Source organism: candidate division TA06 bacterium, assembly GCA_004376575.1.
GTDB lineage: Bacteria > Hydrothermota > DG-26 > E44-bin18 > E44-bin18 > E44-bin18.
On the sequence record SOJN01000080.1, the window covers coordinates 95,662 to 112,144 of the forward strand.

General features: G+C 49.8%; 15 protein-coding genes. 5 read left to right on the plus strand and 10 right to left on the minus strand.

Annotated elements, in window-relative coordinates; translation table 11 throughout:
* Positions 1–82 precede the first annotated feature (82 nt).
* The 3 genes from E3J62_07425 to E3J62_07435 are packed head-to-tail and all read left to right on the plus strand — an operon-like array spanning position 83 to position 2,543.
* Positions 83–508: a prepilin-type N-terminal cleavage/methylation domain-containing protein gene (locus tag E3J62_07425; GenBank protein ID TET45581.1), complete on the plus strand. Its 426-nt coding sequence runs from the start codon at positions 83–85 to the stop codon at positions 506–508.
* Positions 505–1,176 carry a hypothetical protein gene (locus E3J62_07430; protein TET45582.1) on the plus strand — a complete coding sequence of 224 codons (672 nt, stop codon included), beginning with the start codon at positions 505–507 and terminating at the stop codon, positions 1,174–1,176. The genes E3J62_07425 and E3J62_07430 overlap by 4 nt, the downstream gene beginning before the upstream one ends.
* Entirely contained in the window at positions 1,164–2,543 is a 1,380-nt protein-coding gene (locus E3J62_07435) for a hypothetical protein (GenBank protein ID TET45583.1), read from the plus strand. The genes E3J62_07430 and E3J62_07435 overlap by 13 nt, the downstream gene beginning before the upstream one ends.
* 7 nt (positions 2,544–2,550) lie before the next feature.
* On the opposite strand, the gene E3J62_07440 is transcribed toward E3J62_07435, so the two are convergent.
* From E3J62_07440 to mtaB, 10 genes are all read right to left on the minus strand, one after another.
* A complete protein-coding gene (locus E3J62_07440; GenBank protein ID TET45584.1) occupies positions 2,551–3,450 on the minus strand; it encodes a peptidase T in 900 nt (299 codons plus the stop codon).
* A gap of 4 nt (positions 3,451–3,454) precedes the next feature.
* Positions 3,455–4,072 carry a hypothetical protein gene (locus E3J62_07445; GenBank protein ID TET45585.1) on the minus strand — a complete coding sequence of 206 codons (618 nt, stop codon included), beginning with the start codon at positions 4,070–4,072 and terminating at the stop codon, positions 3,455–3,457.
* Positions 4,073–4,179: 107 nt separating this feature from the next.
* On the minus strand, positions 4,180–6,780 hold the full coding sequence (gene mutS, locus E3J62_07450) for a DNA mismatch repair protein MutS (GenBank protein TET45586.1): 2,601 nt from the start codon (positions 6,778–6,780) through the stop codon (positions 4,180–4,182).
* A gap of 52 nt (positions 6,781–6,832) precedes the next feature.
* Entirely contained in the window at positions 6,833–7,615 is a 783-nt protein-coding gene (locus E3J62_07455) for a hypothetical protein (protein TET45587.1), read from the minus strand.
* The gene (locus E3J62_07460; GenBank protein TET45588.1) at positions 7,612–8,766 is read right to left on the minus strand and encodes a tetratricopeptide repeat protein; all 1,155 of its coding nucleotides are present in this window, start codon (positions 8,764–8,766) and stop codon (positions 7,612–7,614) included. Before E3J62_07460 ends, E3J62_07455 begins: the two co-directional genes overlap by 4 nt.
* On the minus strand, positions 8,763–9,128 hold the full coding sequence (locus E3J62_07465; GenBank protein ID TET45589.1) for a LapA family protein: 366 nt from the start codon (positions 9,126–9,128) through the stop codon (positions 8,763–8,765). Before E3J62_07465 ends, E3J62_07460 begins: the two co-directional genes overlap by 4 nt.
* A gap of 35 nt (positions 9,129–9,163) precedes the next feature.
* On the minus strand, positions 9,164–10,501 hold the full coding sequence (gene miaB, locus E3J62_07470) for a tRNA (N6-isopentenyl adenosine(37)-C2)-methylthiotransferase MiaB (GenBank protein ID TET45590.1): 1,338 nt from the start codon (positions 10,499–10,501) through the stop codon (positions 9,164–9,166).
* Between the two features lie 158 nt (positions 10,502–10,659).
* Positions 10,660–10,965, minus strand: coding sequence for a cupin domain-containing protein (locus tag E3J62_07475; protein TET45591.1), 306 nt, complete (start codon positions 10,963–10,965; stop codon positions 10,660–10,662).
* Positions 10,966–11,052: 87 nt separating this feature from the next.
* Complete coding sequence (locus tag E3J62_07480; protein ID TET45592.1) at positions 11,053–12,495, minus strand: FAD-dependent oxidoreductase; 1,443 nt, start codon at positions 12,493–12,495, stop codon at positions 11,053–11,055.
* A gap of 347 nt (positions 12,496–12,842) precedes the next feature.
* The gene (gene mtaB, locus E3J62_07485; GenBank protein ID TET45593.1) at positions 12,843–14,090 is read right to left on the minus strand and encodes a tRNA (N(6)-L-threonylcarbamoyladenosine(37)-C(2))-methylthiotransferase MtaB; all 1,248 of its coding nucleotides are present in this window, start codon (positions 14,088–14,090) and stop codon (positions 12,843–12,845) included.
* Positions 14,091–14,367: 277 nt separating this feature from the next.
* Between mtaB and E3J62_07490 the strand changes: the two genes are divergently transcribed.
* Both E3J62_07490 and E3J62_07495 read left to right on the plus strand, forming a co-directional pair.
* Positions 14,368–14,793 carry a hypothetical protein gene (locus tag E3J62_07490; protein TET45594.1) on the plus strand — a complete coding sequence of 142 codons (426 nt, stop codon included), beginning with the start codon at positions 14,368–14,370 and terminating at the stop codon, positions 14,791–14,793.
* A gap of 150 nt (positions 14,794–14,943) precedes the next feature.
* Positions 14,944–16,032 (plus strand): T9SS type A sorting domain-containing protein, encoded by a 1,089-nt coding sequence (locus E3J62_07495; GenBank protein TET45595.1) that lies wholly within the window; start codon positions 14,944–14,946, stop codon positions 16,030–16,032.
* The last annotated feature ends 451 nt before the right edge of the window (positions 16,033–16,483 follow it).

Below are 16,483 nucleotides of genomic sequence, written 5' to 3' on the forward strand. Positions count from 1 at the left end.
ACCTGTTGAAAACTAGGAGGGGCCAAGACTCGCCGCCTTCCGGAATCCGTCCTCCGCCTCTTTTGCCTGAAGGGGTTGCCCCATGAACGAGCCTAAGGACAGGCACATAGCCACCGGAAAACAGAAGGAAGCAGGATTTTCCCTCATCGAGACATTGGTTGCCTCTCTCATTCTGGCAATCGGTCTGCTTGCTGTGACCGCACTTTACCCCAGGGCTATGTCGGTCATTGCTGCTGGAAACAACAGATTGACGGCGGGTAATCTAGCCCAGAAAAAGTTGGAAGAGCTTTTTGAGGCTGCGGCCTCCGGCGATCTGACTGGAAAGCTTACCCCAGGAACACACCAGGACCAGCCCGATCCGAAGTTCACAAGAACCTGGTCAATTGTTGATAATCATCCAGAAAAAGGAGTTCATTCTCTGTCAGTGACCGTCGCCTGGGACCGCCCCGACAAGCAAAGATCTGTCACTTTCAAATCCCTCGTAGCTGTGAGGAGAGACGGCATATGAACCATCACAAGGAAAAAGGCTTTACTGTCGTGGAACTCCTGGTGGCCATGACCACTATGTCTGTTGTGGTTACAGCGGCATTTGCGTTCCTCTTCTCGGAGATTGATGCCCAGAGATTCGGTGTTCAACTCGCGCACGCACAGCAGAAGACCAGCCTCGCAATGCAGAGACTGACCAGCGACTTGCGCATGGCCGGTCATGGCTGTTCTTCTGGCGACCCCGTTTTCGATGTTGCAGGCTGCCAGGAAGTCTGCTTCTGGGCCGCTCCCTATTCAGATAGTCTTCCCAGGCTTGTGAGGTACTTCCTCCGGCAGAAGTCGCCTCAACACAGAGAGAAGTTGCTCATCCGATGTACTGGCCGCGATACTCTTGGCCAGGTGGTCTCCTCCCATGTGATCGGTTTTGCTCTCGACTATCTCGATGCTGACGGGGTTAGCCTTCTGAGGGGACCTTCGGGCGGACCTGCGGTCAGTCCAAACTTGCACCTTGATGACATCAACCTGAACGGCACAAAAGATATATTCGACATAAGAAGGATCTCCATTGTCATTCGCACTCGGACGGAAAAACCTAGAAACGGCGTCTTCGGCACCTGCGAGCTGAAATCTGAGGTCGCTCCACGAAACCTACCCATCGTCGCCTCGCGAGGAAACATATGCTCCGATTGATTTTCAGATGCGACCGAGCCACCTTCCGAACTCTACTGCTCAACAGAGAGTCGGGTACAGCCCTCATAGTCTCGTTGATGGTCACTTGCCTGCTCATGATGTTATGTTTCGCATTCCTTTTGGAGACTAACACAGAAACACGCTTCTCTTCCAGACAGCAGGCCAAAAGTGCCGCGTTCTATCTTGCCGAAGCAGGCGCACAAAGGGCCTACGTGAGACTCTGCTCAGATTTCACCTGGAGAGATGGGTTCAAGGACGAAAAGATGGGTTCCGGGCTGTACACTGTTCAAATCGATGACAGTAATTCAGATCCTTCCATACCCGAAGATATTGTGCGCGTAACATCAACCGGCAAGGCAAGAAATGCTCAGAAGATCATCAGGACGCAACTCAAGCAGGCGCGCGTAAGAGCATTTGACTATGCCTGCTTTGCAAGGGACGCAGCCGGACTGAGATTTAATGGCAACAGTGATCCCTCTATTTGCGGCGGTATATACACACTTGGCATCCTCAACGTGAGCACCGGCTGTACTGTTCATGGGGACCTACTTGCCCTAGGAGACATATCAATCGGTTTTCAAAGCCCTGGTCTATCATCCACCCGACTACTTGGCAATATCAACTCTGGCGGCACTGTGGCGCTAGCCCCCGCATGTTCAGTTTTGGCAAGAGGCGAGATGGACATATGTTGCGAGCCGGCATCTCCTGCCGCGGGGGATGTAGTCGCAAGAGGAGCGATCTACGCCGGTGGATTCATCGAGGGTGAGAAAAGGGCTTACTCCGATGATGAGATAGACAGCGTGCCCTTCCCCGAGAACTACTTCGACTTTGACTGGCATTCTCTGGAAACTTCATCTCTCAGAGGATGGGCGATTTACCGATTTGAAGACTCGAAGGAATTCTGGAGATTCCTCAGGAAGAATTACTCTTCTGCAACAAAAACATATTCCCTGGGCGGCATATTCCTGATAAGGGGCGACCTGAAGATTGAAAGACCGAAGGAGGACGACAGGATTATCCTAATTGGCACACTCGTTGCCTCCGGCGATGTAATAGTAAGCACTCCAGCCAGGTTTATGCTCCAGAGGCCCGATTCTACATTCCCGGCAATTGTATCTCTCGGCGGAGATATCGTATTTGAAGAAGGAGGAGGCCCCGTCTCTATCCTCGGACTTCTTTATGCCAAGGGAGAAATCCACATGCATCACACTGGGCAGGAGAACCAAATCACACTCTTTGGCGCAGAATGTGCCTACAAGATACGCAACTGCGTGAACTCCAGGGTAGTCTATGACCCATCTGTTTCCTGGGTGATGCCCTTTTCTCCACAGCCGATTCTTCTCGTACAGTCCTGGGAAGAGTTGTAGCCAGCCGCTATTTTACGCCCGCTCCCATCTTCACCTTCCTTCCACTCATCCGGTAGGCATAGGACATGAATTCGGTGTTGTGCCAGACTCCTACTCTTCCCCTTCCATCAATGGCGATGGCTCCTGCTCGACCTCCCGTCACCTTTTCTAACCTGTTCATGACCATTCTAAGAGCCATCCTGGGGCTCGACCCTTTCTCCATCAGTTCAAGAACACTCTTTGAGAGAACCACCCTTACTATGTCCTCGCCAAGTCCAGTGGCAGAGACTCCGCCGATTGATGAATCTGCGTATATACCTGCTCCCACGATAGGAGTATCGCCAACCCTTCCCGGAAGCACGAAGAGGGCTCCACCTGTAGAACAACCGGATGCCACCTGACCCTGTCTGTCGATGGCAACAGCTCCCACGGTTTCACAGCCGTAGATTGATTCAAGCAGTTGCCTGTGTTTGTGCTCTTTGCAGAGATTCCTCTTCCATTCTTCAATTCTCCTTGCAGTGCGGACTTCACCTTCCTCTATGCCAGATGCCACAGCGAATCTTCTTGCTCCCTCTCCCACCAACATCACGTGCTCTGTCCTTTCCATGACTGCTCGCGCTGCTCTTATGGGGTTCTTGATATTCTCAACAGCAGCAACCGCTCCAGCCCTTAGTCTGTCGCCCTCCATGATGGACGCGTCCATCCTGGGCACCCCATCCAGTTGGAGCCGTGAGCCTGTCCCCGCATTGAAATCCGGATAGTCCTCGAGGAACACTATTGCCGCTTCCACGGCATCGACCGCACTCTTCCCTTCTTCCAGAAGACAGTAGCCAAGCTCAACGGACTTTGCCACAGCCATGACTCTCCGCCGAGATGGTCTCCTTCTGCCGCCAGCACCACCGTCCGCAACGATGCCAAACGCCCGCAAACTACTACCTCCTCTTTTTCCGCCTCACAATCCTGTAGAAGTTGCCTGTCACGGCCACACCATACCCACCTGAACGTTCGAGGTGGAACTGGACTCCAAACTTATCTGCGCTTTTCAGTTTGATGGCTTCTACAGAACATGATTTGGAATAAGCGAGAAGTTCGAATTTTCTGTCCACCAGAGCAATCGATTCCCAGTGGGACTCGTCTGCCAACATGGTTGAACCCATCCCTGCGAAAAGAAGGCGGCACTTAGCTATTCTCACCTTTTCAGGCTGCTTGGGAAATTTCCTTCTGACGTATTTGGATTTCTTTGTCACTTCTTGGCCATACGCCAGGGCAAGAACTTGATGGCCGTAGCAGACACCTAGAAGAGGGACACCGACTTTCCGGATGAACTCAAGATAGGTTTCATCACATTCGCCTTTTGTCAGACACTTCTCGGACCCGGACAGCACGACCGCATCTATGCCTGACATGTCATAGTCAGGCGTGGCCTCTCCTTCCTGTATTAATCTCAGATCTGAGAATCTTGCCACCAGAGCAAGGTAGTTCGGAACCTGCTTCTTGTATTTCTGGCCGTAACTATCTACGATTAGCGTGAACACAACCCCCCCTGGCAACCAAGCTGTGAGCTATAAGCTGTGGGCTGCAAGAAAACAGGCTATCAAGTACGATGGCTCCCTGCCGTGTCTCATAGGCAACAAGGTTTCTTCCTATAGCATATAGCTCATAGCTTACAGTTTGTTTCATGTTTCTTCTTCAGTTCAGCGAGGATATTGAGGGCTTCAAGGGGAGTTAACTCATTCATGTTCAGTTCTCTCAACTCCTTCAGGATGGGATGGGCCTTGGACCCAAAGAGACTGAGCTGATCTCTACTCTCCACCCTGGGAGCTCTCTTCCCTCTCCCTATCCTGGGAAGATTGGAAGGCGTTAGCTCATCAGACTCGAGGTTGGACAGGACTTCCTTCGCCCTTTGAACAACCTCCATTGGGATTCCAGCAAGCCTCGCAACATGGATACCGTAGGACTTGTCAGCAGCACCAGGGACAACCTTCCTCAGGAATACGACATCGTCGCCCCTCTCAAGAACAGCAACATTGAGGTTTCTGACTCTGGGAAGCATCCTCTCCAGTTCAGTCAACTCGTGATAGTGAGTGGCAAAAAGAGTCTTGGCAGATATTTTCGGATTCTCATGCAGGTATTCGACTACCGCCCACGCTATTGAAAGGCCATCAAAGGTCGAAGTCCCTCTTCCTATCTCATCCAGAATGATGAGACTCTTGTTGGTGGCACTGTTGAGTATGAGAGCAGTTTCATTCATCTCAGCCAGAAATGTCGAGACACCTCTGGAAAGGTCATCGGATGCGCCTACCCTGGTGAAAATCCTGTCCACCACACCTATTCTCGCACTCTTGGCAGGCACAAATGAACCAACCTGGGCGAGTATTACTATCTCTGCTATCTGTCTGATAAAGGTTGATTTGCCCGCCATGTTAGGTCCTGTCACTATAATTATCTGCGAGGCCGCATTTCCCAAGCTTATATCATTGGGTACAAAACCAGAATGAAGATATTCCACAACCGGATGCCGCCCCTCAACAATCTCAATCTCATCCCACTCACCCACTGAAGGTCTAACGTAACTCCGGAGAACGGCAACCTCGGCCAGTGAAGAGAGTACATCGAGACGTGCAAGGCTAGTGGCCGCGTGCATAATCTTGGCTGAGTGCTCTGCCACTTTTCTTCTCAGGGTTACGAAGATGTCGTACTCCATAGCCCTGGACCTCTCCTCGGCTCCCAAGATTTTCGATTCGTACTCCTTGAGCTCAGGGGTAATGAATCTCTCAGCATTGGCCAGAGTCTGCTTTCTTGTGTAATCTTGTGGAACAAGAGAAAGGTTAGGCTTGGTAACTTCGATGTAGTATCCAAAGACGTTGTTGAAACCCACCTTAAGGGAAGCAATGCCTGTTCTCTCCCTCTCTTTCGTCTGAAGTTGGGCAATCCACTTCTTGCCGCCTCTGGATATATCCTTCAATTCATCCAGATTTGAATCGTAACCCTGTCTGATTATCCCTCCATCCTTTAGTGAGATCGGGGGATCATCCACCAGAGCGCACTTGATAGTTGTGGCAATGCCTGAGGTGTCGCCAAGGTTCGATGCTGCTTCCTGGATAATTGGAGACACGGTGTCGGCCATCGCCTTCCTCACGTTCGGGACTACCTCAAGCGAGTCGGCGAGAGCGAGCAGGTCGCGGGGGCTAGCTCTCTCGCAGGATACTCTGGCGTTCAATCTTTCCACGTCAGTCAGCTTGCTAAGAAGCCTTCTCAGCTCTTGCCTGATCATAGACTTATCCGCCAGCTCTTCCACACCGTCCTGCCTTCTCTCTATCTTTTCCACGTTCATCAAGGGAGAAAGCAAGTATCTTCTCAAGAGCCTCCCCCCCATTGGCGTTCTCGTCATGTCAAGCAGGCCAAGCAGTGTACCTTCTTTCTCGCCTGCATGAATCTTCTCAGTCAATTCGAGATTTCTCACGGTTGCCCTGTCAAGAATCATGTAATCTGAGACTGCATAGGCTCTTATGGTTCGGATCTGGGGAAGGGCCCTTTTCTGTGTCTCCTCAAGATAGGCCAGATTTGCGCCCGCGGCACAGACTGCAGCAGGTCTTCCATCCAGCCCTAGCCCCTCCAGCCCCGCAACCTTGAAGTGAGACAGCACCCTTTCTCTGGCAGAGCCCAGCGAGAAAAGATAGTCATCCCTCCTGGTAACAGGGCAGATCTGCGAGAATCTCGAATCATCGAGACTTTCAGGAATCAATAACTCTGAAGGTGATATTCTCGTAAGCTCTTCCAGAAGAGTTCCGTCGTTCACCTCCGTGGCCGAGAACTCTCCGGTGGATGGATCACAAACTGCAATTCCAAAGCGCTCCTCAGGCTTGCACAGAGAAATGAGGTAGTTGTTCTTCTTCTCCTCCAGCAGCGAAGGTCTGACAATCGTTCCCGGTGTAACCACCTCAACGACCTCCCTGCGGACGATTCCTCGGGCCTGGCTGGCATCCTCCATCTGCTCACATAAGGCAACCTTGTAGCCTGCTTTCACCAGTCTATCCATGTAGGAGTCGATCGACCTGTATGGCACACCGGCGAGGGGCACTTTCTCTTTTCTCCCATGAGGCCTAGCGGTGAGGGCAATGCCCAGCACTTCAGAAGCTATCTGAGCATCTTCATAAAAGGTCTCATAGAAATCGCCCATCCTGAACAAAAGGATGGTGTCCTTGTGGTCTCCTTTTATCCTGTGGTACTGCTCTAGAAGGGGTGTAAGCTTGGACATTTAGAGTAAGAAACATCTACGGGATACCTGAGCACCAGCACGAAGATTCGGCCTACCTGTTTGTGCTGGTAACCCAGCCGTTGAAACCTTCGCCCTTCTTGAGGGCTTCTGCGTACTCTGCCGCCTCCTCCCTGCTGGAGAATCTGCCCACCCTTACTCTGAAGAGCACCTTTCCTGCGATCTCGTTTCTCGTGACGAACGCATCATGGCCTCTCTTCACGAGAGATTCCTTCAGGACCGTGGCAGTCTCCTTCTTGAGAAAGGAGGCAATCTGTATCGTGAAGTGATGCGGCTCAGGAGGTTTGATGTCCGGCTGCCTGGCGCCGACCAGCTTCGCGTATTTTGAAGTCGGATATCTCAAGAGCAACTTCTCGGCCCAAACTCGGGCTAAAGAAAGATCACCCAAGGCGTTGTAGGCCCGTATGACCCACCAATGGACAGCATCGCCGACGTCACTCTTCTTGTAATTGTCAGCAATGAATTTGAACCTAATGATAGCCTTGTCGTAGCTGCCCGCAGCATAGTGATACTGCGCTATCATGAAAAGGGCATTGTCTGCTACACTGCTTCGCGGGTACTTCACAATAATCCGGGAGAAGTTGTCCAAGGCAACAGCAAGCTCGCTGGAAAGCCTTCCCGCCAGATACAGCGCATTGGGTAATAGCGAACTCTCTGGATATTCGGAGATGAACAGGTCTACAGCATCTAGCGCCTCTCCGAACTTCCCTTCCATGTACAGTTCTTGAGCCCTTTTGAAGTCCTCAATGTCGTCCGCAGCAGCCCGTATGCTGGCCAGCAAGGTGAGAATAATAAGAATGGTTAGAGTCTTATTCATACTGGAAAAGGCTCCGTTTCACCGCATGCAGGACAGACCCATTGAAACTCTTTTAATTTGTGGCCACAGCATGTACACCGGTACTGCTTCACCTCTTTATTCAACTCTTTTACTTCGGTCATCAGTTCATTAAGAGCATCCTCATGATGCCCGGTGGCAGCTAAGATTCGGGCCAGTCCCATCTTCGCAGATGGATAGTAAGGGTCAATCTCAAGGGCCTTTTTGTACTCTGCAATGGCGTTCCCGGTCTTACCCATCTTCATATAAATTCTGGCCAGCGCATCATGGACAGAGACATTTCCTTTGTTTCTTGCCAGAAAGTCCTCGTACAGTTCCTTCGTCTCACCGAACTTACCCTGGTCAAAGAGTGCCTTCTCTATTCTGTTTAGCGTAAGAAACGCATACCTGGGTGAGGTTTCAACCACTCTCTTCCAATAGGAGATGGCTTCATCTACATCTCTTCTTGAGTAACTTGCATCGCCCAGATAGATCAGGGCGGGTACGCAATCCTTGTCGATCTTCAACGCTGACTTGAGGTGACGAAAAGCCTCCTCCCCCTTGCCGTTTTTCAGAAGGGTCATGCCGATGTTTGCCTGGTACGTGGCGATTTCCTGGCGCCCTTCCTCATTTCGTCTATCAACCAACCGCTTCATAGTGTCAACAGCCTGCTGCCACATACCTCTCTTTTCATAGAGGATCAGAAGTTCCCTCCTGAGAGAAGTGTTTCGCGGATCGAAGGATATGAGCTCCTGTAAGACATCGGTAGCTCTGGACAGTTCACCTCGCTTCTTGAAATCTTCGTATAGGCTTCGCTTCACGCGTGTCTTGACATCCCTGGACAGGTTGCGCCTCTGCAATAGGCTGTTGTGTACTCTAAGGGCTGTGGTAGTGTTGCCGCTCTTTCTCAAGAGGTCGCCGAGCCTTACATACGCGTCGGTGTTGTCTGTGTCCTCGGAAACGGCCTGTCTTAGCTTTCCGGCACCACCAGCAATATCACCGTCTAGTAGCCTCCTGAGACCATCAATATATGCCTGGTTCGTGCTATCGGGGCTTTTGCCGCGGTTACTGGCAATGTATATGAGTGCCCATATGAGTACTCCCAGTACTATTCCTGCCCCAATGTACAACCACAGGACATCAAATGCAATCACTCCGCGGTCTCCTCCTCGGTCTCTTCCTTCTTTGCCGGTTCCTCCGCAACAGCCTCCTCAAGGCCGCTCAAAGGCAGGTTTCTCATATTGTCAAGCTCCCCTTTTAGCGTCCTCATTTGTTTTCGCTGTGCACGCAACCTGGCCCACAGTCTTATCTCGTATGGAACCCCGATGACGATAGTCAAGAACATGCCGAAAGCTATACACTCAATCATGACGACGACAAGAGGGATGCCATTCCAGCTCCACATCAGGAGATTGAGATCCACTTCTTCAACTCCATTCTGAATCCCAACCGCGATTGCCAGGATCATCAGTGATACCACAACGATCAGAAATAGAAGCCTGTATACCGCAGCCATCTCTTCCCCCTTTCATGGCAGGTCTAAAGGAGGCTTCATCCTACAATCCTTCCATAGGCTGTCCAACCCCTCAACTCTTCCACCTTCACATTTACGTAATCCCCAGCCTTGGCCTCTCCTCTGAAAACGATATCTTTGTTCGTTCTCGATTTCCCCACATTCTCCCTGGGGTTGTTCTTGCTCTTGCCCCAAACCAGAACTTCAACAGTCTCCGAAACGAGAGAACGGTTCCTCTCCTCGGTTATCTTGTTCTGGATTCCTATCAGTTCTTTCAGTCTCTCCTGTCTTACCTCGCGGGGCACCTGCCCTTCCATGGTGGCAGCCCTCGTCTTCTTCCGAGTAGAATAAGCGAACATGTATGCAAAGTCAAAGGCTATTTCTCTTACCACATCGAGTGTCTGCTTGAAATCGCTGTCAGTCTCTCCTGGAAATCCGACGAGCAGATCTGTGGTCAGAGCTACGCCTTTGACCAGCCTCCGCGCAGTATCCACCTTTTCCATGTACTCCTCAACAGTGTACCCTCTGTTCATCAGGGTAAGCACCCTAGAGGATCCAGACTGGAGCGGCAGGTGTATATGTTCACACACGCTCTCGCATTCGACAATGGCTGAGACGACTTCATCTCCAAGATCCCGGGGATGAGATGTGGTAAATCTTATCCTGGCGTCCCCGACCGCGCTGTCCACAATCCGGAGGAGATCTGCAAAACCGTGTTCACCATCATTGTAAGAGTTGACGTTCTGTCCGATCAGAGTGATTTCCTTAACATCATTTCTAGTGAGCTCTCTAACCTCACCCACTATCTCCCTGGCCGGCCGCGACCTTTCTCGTCCGCGAGTGTAAGGAACGATGCAGTAGGAACAGAAGTTATTGCAGCCCCTCATAATGGGAATGAACGCGGAAATGGCATCTGGTCGGGCATTCAGATCGCCATAAGTTTCTGACTGCCGCACCTCGGTCAGCACAACAGACCGCCGCGATTTTGTGTAGCTTCTGATCAGCTCCGGGAGGTCCCTGTAGCAGTCAGGCCCAACGACAAGGTCAACACAGGGTGCATCCTGGATAACTTTTGCACCTTTCGACTGGGCAAGGCATCCAATGATCCCAATCACCAAGTCAGGGTTTTTCGCCTTCAAGTTCGTCAGATTGTTCGCCCGTCCGATGGCTCTCGCCTCGGCGTGCCGTCTGACCGAACAGGTATTCAACAGAATCAGGTCTGCATCCTCAGGATTGTTCGTCTCCTCATAGCCATCTTTAGCAAGCAGACCCTTCACAATTGACGAGTCATGCTTGTTCATCTGACACCCATACGTTTTGATATAGAATCTTAGGGCCGATTTTTCATAACTCTTTTTGAATTCTCGGCTTGGCATTTTTGTTTTCCCTCGAAAGACAAAACAGACAAGTCCTTCGATTCACGAGCTCGTTCACTCAGGACAAGTGCTGAGCGAGCAATTTGAATCAACACCCCTTGAATCAAACGTCACCGTAATTGCGAATCGAAGCACTAGCTACCTTCTTTTCATTTCTGTCAACTCTTTATCATTACTAAGAGCATCTTGAACCTTTTGGTTGCCTGCAAAGCATGTGGTTTATGGGCAGGCATAATAATCATCTGGCCTGATTTTACTGTAGAAGGAACGCCTTCTATAGTAATTACTGATTCACCATCCAGAATATATACTAAAGCATCAAATGGAGCTGTATGCTCACTTAATCCCTGGCCCTCATCAAATGCAAATAGGGTTACTATCCCGGTTTGTTTTTTTATAATTTCCTTGCTCACAACTGCACCATTTTGATAGTCAATCATTTCAGCTAAATTGCGAACATCCATATTATGTCTCTCCTATTTTGTTACTCGTTGGATCTCCATAAGAAAGGGCTTTTATTTTTCCATCCATGATCTCAAAGCCGGCTTTCCTCAATGGGAAGGGCGCTCAATGGCTTCATGATATTCAGCATCTATGTTGATATCCCACAAGTTATATGGGCTACCGGGAAGGCGCAAGTAGTTACGAGCAGCCAGGATCCCACTCATAATAGAATGATCTTGATTGTTGTACTTGTGCATCCCCGCACGGCCAATCGGTTGGAGATTAGTAAATTCATCTATTGTTGACTTCAGCAAATCATAATGCGGCTGAAAACCAATATAGGTCATAGGGTAAGCTTCTGGCTCCCGCACGACCCATGACCTTTCCACTGACTTCTTTTTAACTAAACCTATCCTGTCCAATTCAGTAAGCGCCAAGTCTCTTAAAGAGTCATCTGACCGATTCCAGAGCCCCCCATTCTGGAAAGCGAAATATTCGATACTCAATGCGCTCTTATTCTTGGCATCGACCATCGCATCTGAGAAGTTGTTGTAATTCACCAATCGTGCCATCTGAACATGCGGAGTATGTATATATAGCCACTGATCCGGGAACAAGTTTTCCCCATTCACCAACAGGTCTACTGTAATGTGATCACGGTATCGAAGTGCCTCTACAGATTTTTCGACTCGGGATGATTCAGGTGGGTCGAGCATATTGAAAAGACCTTTTAATGGTATGCTGCTGAAGAAGTGTTTGGCTGTGATGCTTGTCACCTTAGAATCAGGATCTCTCACATCAATAGCTACTATTATACTATCTTGACGACTGACACGGACGACCGTACTTCCCAGCATCAATTCCGCGCCCTGTGACACTATGTTGTCACACATAACCTCATACATCTGTCCCGCACCCAAGACTGGAAAATGGAATTCCTCAACAAGACTTTTGATTCTGTTGCTCTTTCCACCTAACAAGGCATTTCGAAGCACCTCAAGAATATCTAAACCTTTGATCCTTTGCGCTGCCCATTCGGCTCCAATCTGACTACACGGAATTCCCCATACCTTTTCTGTATATGTCTTGAAAAAGATTTCGTATAGCTTGCGTCCAAATCTCTGAACCATCCAGTCCTCAAACGAAATGGCTTTCTCTTTTCTCTTCATCTGGGATATCACAAAAGAAAACATGACATTTAGCGATTCCACAGGGCCCAGCTTTGCCAACACATCAAGCGGCTTCACTGGATAGTTGAAATATTTATTTCTGTAGAATATTCGTGTTAGGCGGGAAACCGGCCTAAAATCTGATCCCAAGGTGTCAAGCCATATCTTATTTATTTCCTTGCTTTTGGTGACAAAACGGTGTGGGCCTAGATCAAATCTTGCTCCACCATGTACTTCTGTCCTCGCTAAGCCACCAACTGTCTTGTTGCGGTCTACAATCAAAATATCGGACACACCATGCCTGGTCAGTTCGAGCGCAGCACCCAATCCTGCTGGACCAGCACCCAGTATGCAGCATTCACAAGACCTCGAAACCACCATCTACACTCCAGTGTCTAGAATCGTTTTCGCTCCTGCTAAGTCTTTGCGTGCCCACAATACAAGTTTTTTGATCGCGCGGAAATTCGATTCTTGCCGCTTAAATAGCCCCTTATCTAAGTACTCGTCTACGAATCTTTCATAAGTCATTTCCGTTTCCCATCAGGAATATCTTTGGATTCTTGAGGAGATCTGTTTTACTTCTTCTCAAGCAACTCAATAATCCTGTTTAACTTAACAACAACGAGAACTGTGAATACTATGAACCAAATGGATGCTCCCCACCACAAGAACGACATACCTCCAAACCCCCACATACTACACCTCCTTCTTCTCCATAGGAGCCAGGTTCAACCCTGGCACACCTCGCCGTAGCTGCACGATTCGTCCACTTCTGTCAGTTCGACTGGCACGAATGCATTCTTCAGCTCGTCATCTCCGTAAAACTGAATGTGGATATAGTTTCCGCTGAGGCCGATAAGTTTGCCTTCTTTTCTCCTTGACTCCACCAGGCAGTCTAACTCCTTTCCCAGAAAGCCTCTCCTGTATTCAACCCATTTCTCCCTGCCAAGCTGCCTGAGCGTCGCTGCCCTCTCCTTCCTCACTTCTGGGCGAACCTGATCGCTCATGGACGCAGCCTCTGTACCAGATCTCGCTGAGAACGGAAAAACATGAAGGTAGGCCAAAGGAAGGTCACGGACAAATCCCAGTGTATTTGAGAAAGCTTGAGAGCTCTCTCCGGGAAACCCGGCTATCAAATCAGCACCGATGGCAACGACGGGACATGAGCGCACAAGCCTCTCTACTGCAATCTCGCAGTCTCTTCTTGTGTAGTTTCTGTTCATGGTGCGAAGAATGCCATCATCAGCACTCTGAATTGAAAGGTGAACGTGCGGGCACATCTTGGAGGAGCCGGCATAGAACTCCACCAATCGTTCTGACACTTCATCTGGATGAATGGAACTGAGCCTGATCCGCTTCAGACTTTCTATCTTTTGAAGCTGCTTCAAAAGTGCCAGAAGGTCGTTTCCAGAGTCGTCCTGGTAGCGCCCAACGTCAGTTCCGGTCACAACGACCTCCTTGTAGCCCCCATCTGCCAGAACCCTCACTTCTCTGACGACCGACTGGGCTGGTCTCGCTCTGCTCTTGCCCCTGGCAAATGAGACTATGCAATAGGAGCAGTAGTTGTCGCACCCTTCCTGAATCTTTACGAAAGCTCGAGTATGATTGCAGAAGCTGTGTATGCATTCTGAGGTTTCCACACCGAACAGTCTCTTGAACTCGACCGATCTGTCCGAGTTGGGGACAAGACGATCGACTCCAGGAATGGCCATGATCGCATCAGGATTAACCTGAGCAAAACAGCCCGTAACAACCACCATGGGCTTGGGGCTCATCTTTGCAGCCCTTCTTATGAGGTTCCTCGACTGCCTGTCGGTCTTTGATGTGACAGTACAGGTATTTATGACCCTGATGTCAGCGTCAGCACCTGGCTCAACAACTTCGTAAAGGGGCGAGCGGCTGAACGCTTCGATAAGCACCTGTGTGTCGTATTGATTCAGCTTACAGCCGAGAGTCTGAAACGAAACCCTTTTCATGCTCGCCTTTTCCCCTATGTCGGAACAGCCTTACATTTTGCCTGACAGCTCACTCATTCTAATAGCCCTGCTCTGCACTGTCAACTCACATTCTCCCCATTCCCATTCTGGAAGTACGAAGTACGAATTGCAGAGAACGAAGAGGTAACTCAGGCCTACTAACCCCCGACCGTAGGAACTCAGACTTTTTCTTTGACAGACCCGCCCAGAGTTGCTAAGCTTGTATTGCGTGATCAGAAGGAGGAGTCAGTTGTACCCCAAAGACCGAGGAGGAGAAATGAGGCAGAAGCAAATCAAGATGTTACAGATTGTATGTATGAACTTTGCTTTCTGTATCCTTTTTGCTGGTCTCTTATGGGCAGGGGCTGACGTAAGAGTCAATCAGGATCCAGGCTTCCTTCTTCAGAATGAGGCGAGCATTACCATAAATCCCTTCACGCCAGGCAACTTGGTTGTCGCCTATAATGAAGACCCCTCTGGTCCGGGTGGTATGGGGCAGGGAATTGGAATAAGTTATACCTTTGACGGAGGGGTGATGTGGGGAGATACTCACGTTGCTGAAGTTTGGAACATTGAAGGTGATCCATCAGTAGACGCCGACCTTAATGGAACCATCTTCGCGGGGTTTATGTCCTACAATGGATTCTTCACAGACACTAATGGGATCTATGTGGCATTTTCCAATGACGGTGGGCTAACTTAGTCTACACCTGTTGCGGTTGACCTTCATCTGAATAGCCCCGCGAATCCAGGCCCCTTTACTGACAAATGCTTTCTGTGCGTTGATAACAATCCGGGAAGTCCCAATGTCGGCAATGTCTATATCACCTGGCAAAGAGACAATATAAATGGCGTGAACTCTGATGTCTATTTTTCTGCCTCCTACAATGGTGGTGTAAGCTTCACAGCTCCACAAAGAATAAGCGATCTGGCTCCTACCGTTAGCCAATGTGTTGGGCAGGTTCCAAAAGCTGCGCCTAATGGAGACGTATATGTTGTGTGGGGAGATTTCCCTCTTTCAGGTCATACCACAGGGTACTTATTCTTCGACAGGTCCACAAATGGTGGCACCACGTGGGGAACGGATGTTCTCATAGACAGCTTCTTTGTCGTCCCGCGGTTTCCAAATGCCCCATCAAATAATTCTTTCTACGTCCGAAGCTATCCTACCCTCGGGGTGGATCCACAGAATAGTAATGATGTTTACGTGGGCGTTGCCGCAGACCCTGATGGTATTGGCGGACCGGATGATGGAGATATATTCTTGTGGGCGTCTCATAATGGCGGGGCAACCTGGGGTCTTCCTGTTCTGGTGAACGATGATGGACTGCCCTGTGGCCAGTTCCAGCCATGGTTGGATGTGAGATGGGACGGCGCAATAGACATTGTTTGGCTCGATAGAAGAGTCGACTTCAATGACGAGGATTTTGAAATCATGTTCGCCCGCAGCACTGATGGAGGGAATACATTTTCACCCAACATTCCTGTCAGTGATACAATCATTCCCCTTCTCCCTGATCCTAATGGGTGGATGGGTGAATACATAGGAATCGACGTCGACTCAGCGACAGCCTACATAGCGTGGACTGATACACGTTTGGGGGACAGAGATATATTCTTCGACGCGTTTTCCCTACCAACAGGCACTCCCATGGTGCGCACGGATAGGCAGGCTCCACAAGTTTTCTCGCTGTCACAGAACTATCCAAATCCATTCAGGAATTCGACAATCATTCAGTACGCGCTTCCGCAGAATTGCAACGTTAGACTGGAGGTCTACAACACTGCCGGCCAGAGGGTGATTGTACTTGTCGATCGAGAGGAAAGAGCTGGATACAGGAGTGTAAGGCTCGACACTAACCTCATGTCTCCGGGGGTCTACTTTTATAAACTCAGGACTTCTGACTTCCTCGCAAGCAAGAAGTTTATCGTAATACGCTAACGCTCAGCAAAAATTAGTAACTACGAAAGTCCCACCTCTTTTCCGCCAGACAGCGAAATCTCTGCACTTCCCCTTATTCTACAGCGATTCTAATATTCCAACTCTACGCTTTCAACTTTCATCTGCCCATTCTCAATCCGACACCAAACACGACACCCAGCACCACAAACCACCTCCCCCGTGTATCTCGCTTCGCGAGAAACGGGACAGGCAGGGCTCCCCGCAATGACGTTCTATTCCTGCCTTGTTTCAAGAACCTATGGCCTCTCTCTATAAGAAAAACAAGTATGTCATTGCGAGTCCCGAGCGAAGCGAGGGGCGTGGCAATCTGGGTCTCTCGTATCCTGTTCTGCCAAAATTACTGTCTCCACTTAATCCCGGTATCTGTTTAGAAAGCGCCTTATCGGCGAAAGGTTATTGAGCTCCCTCATAGTGGTTATAGAAAAGGTGC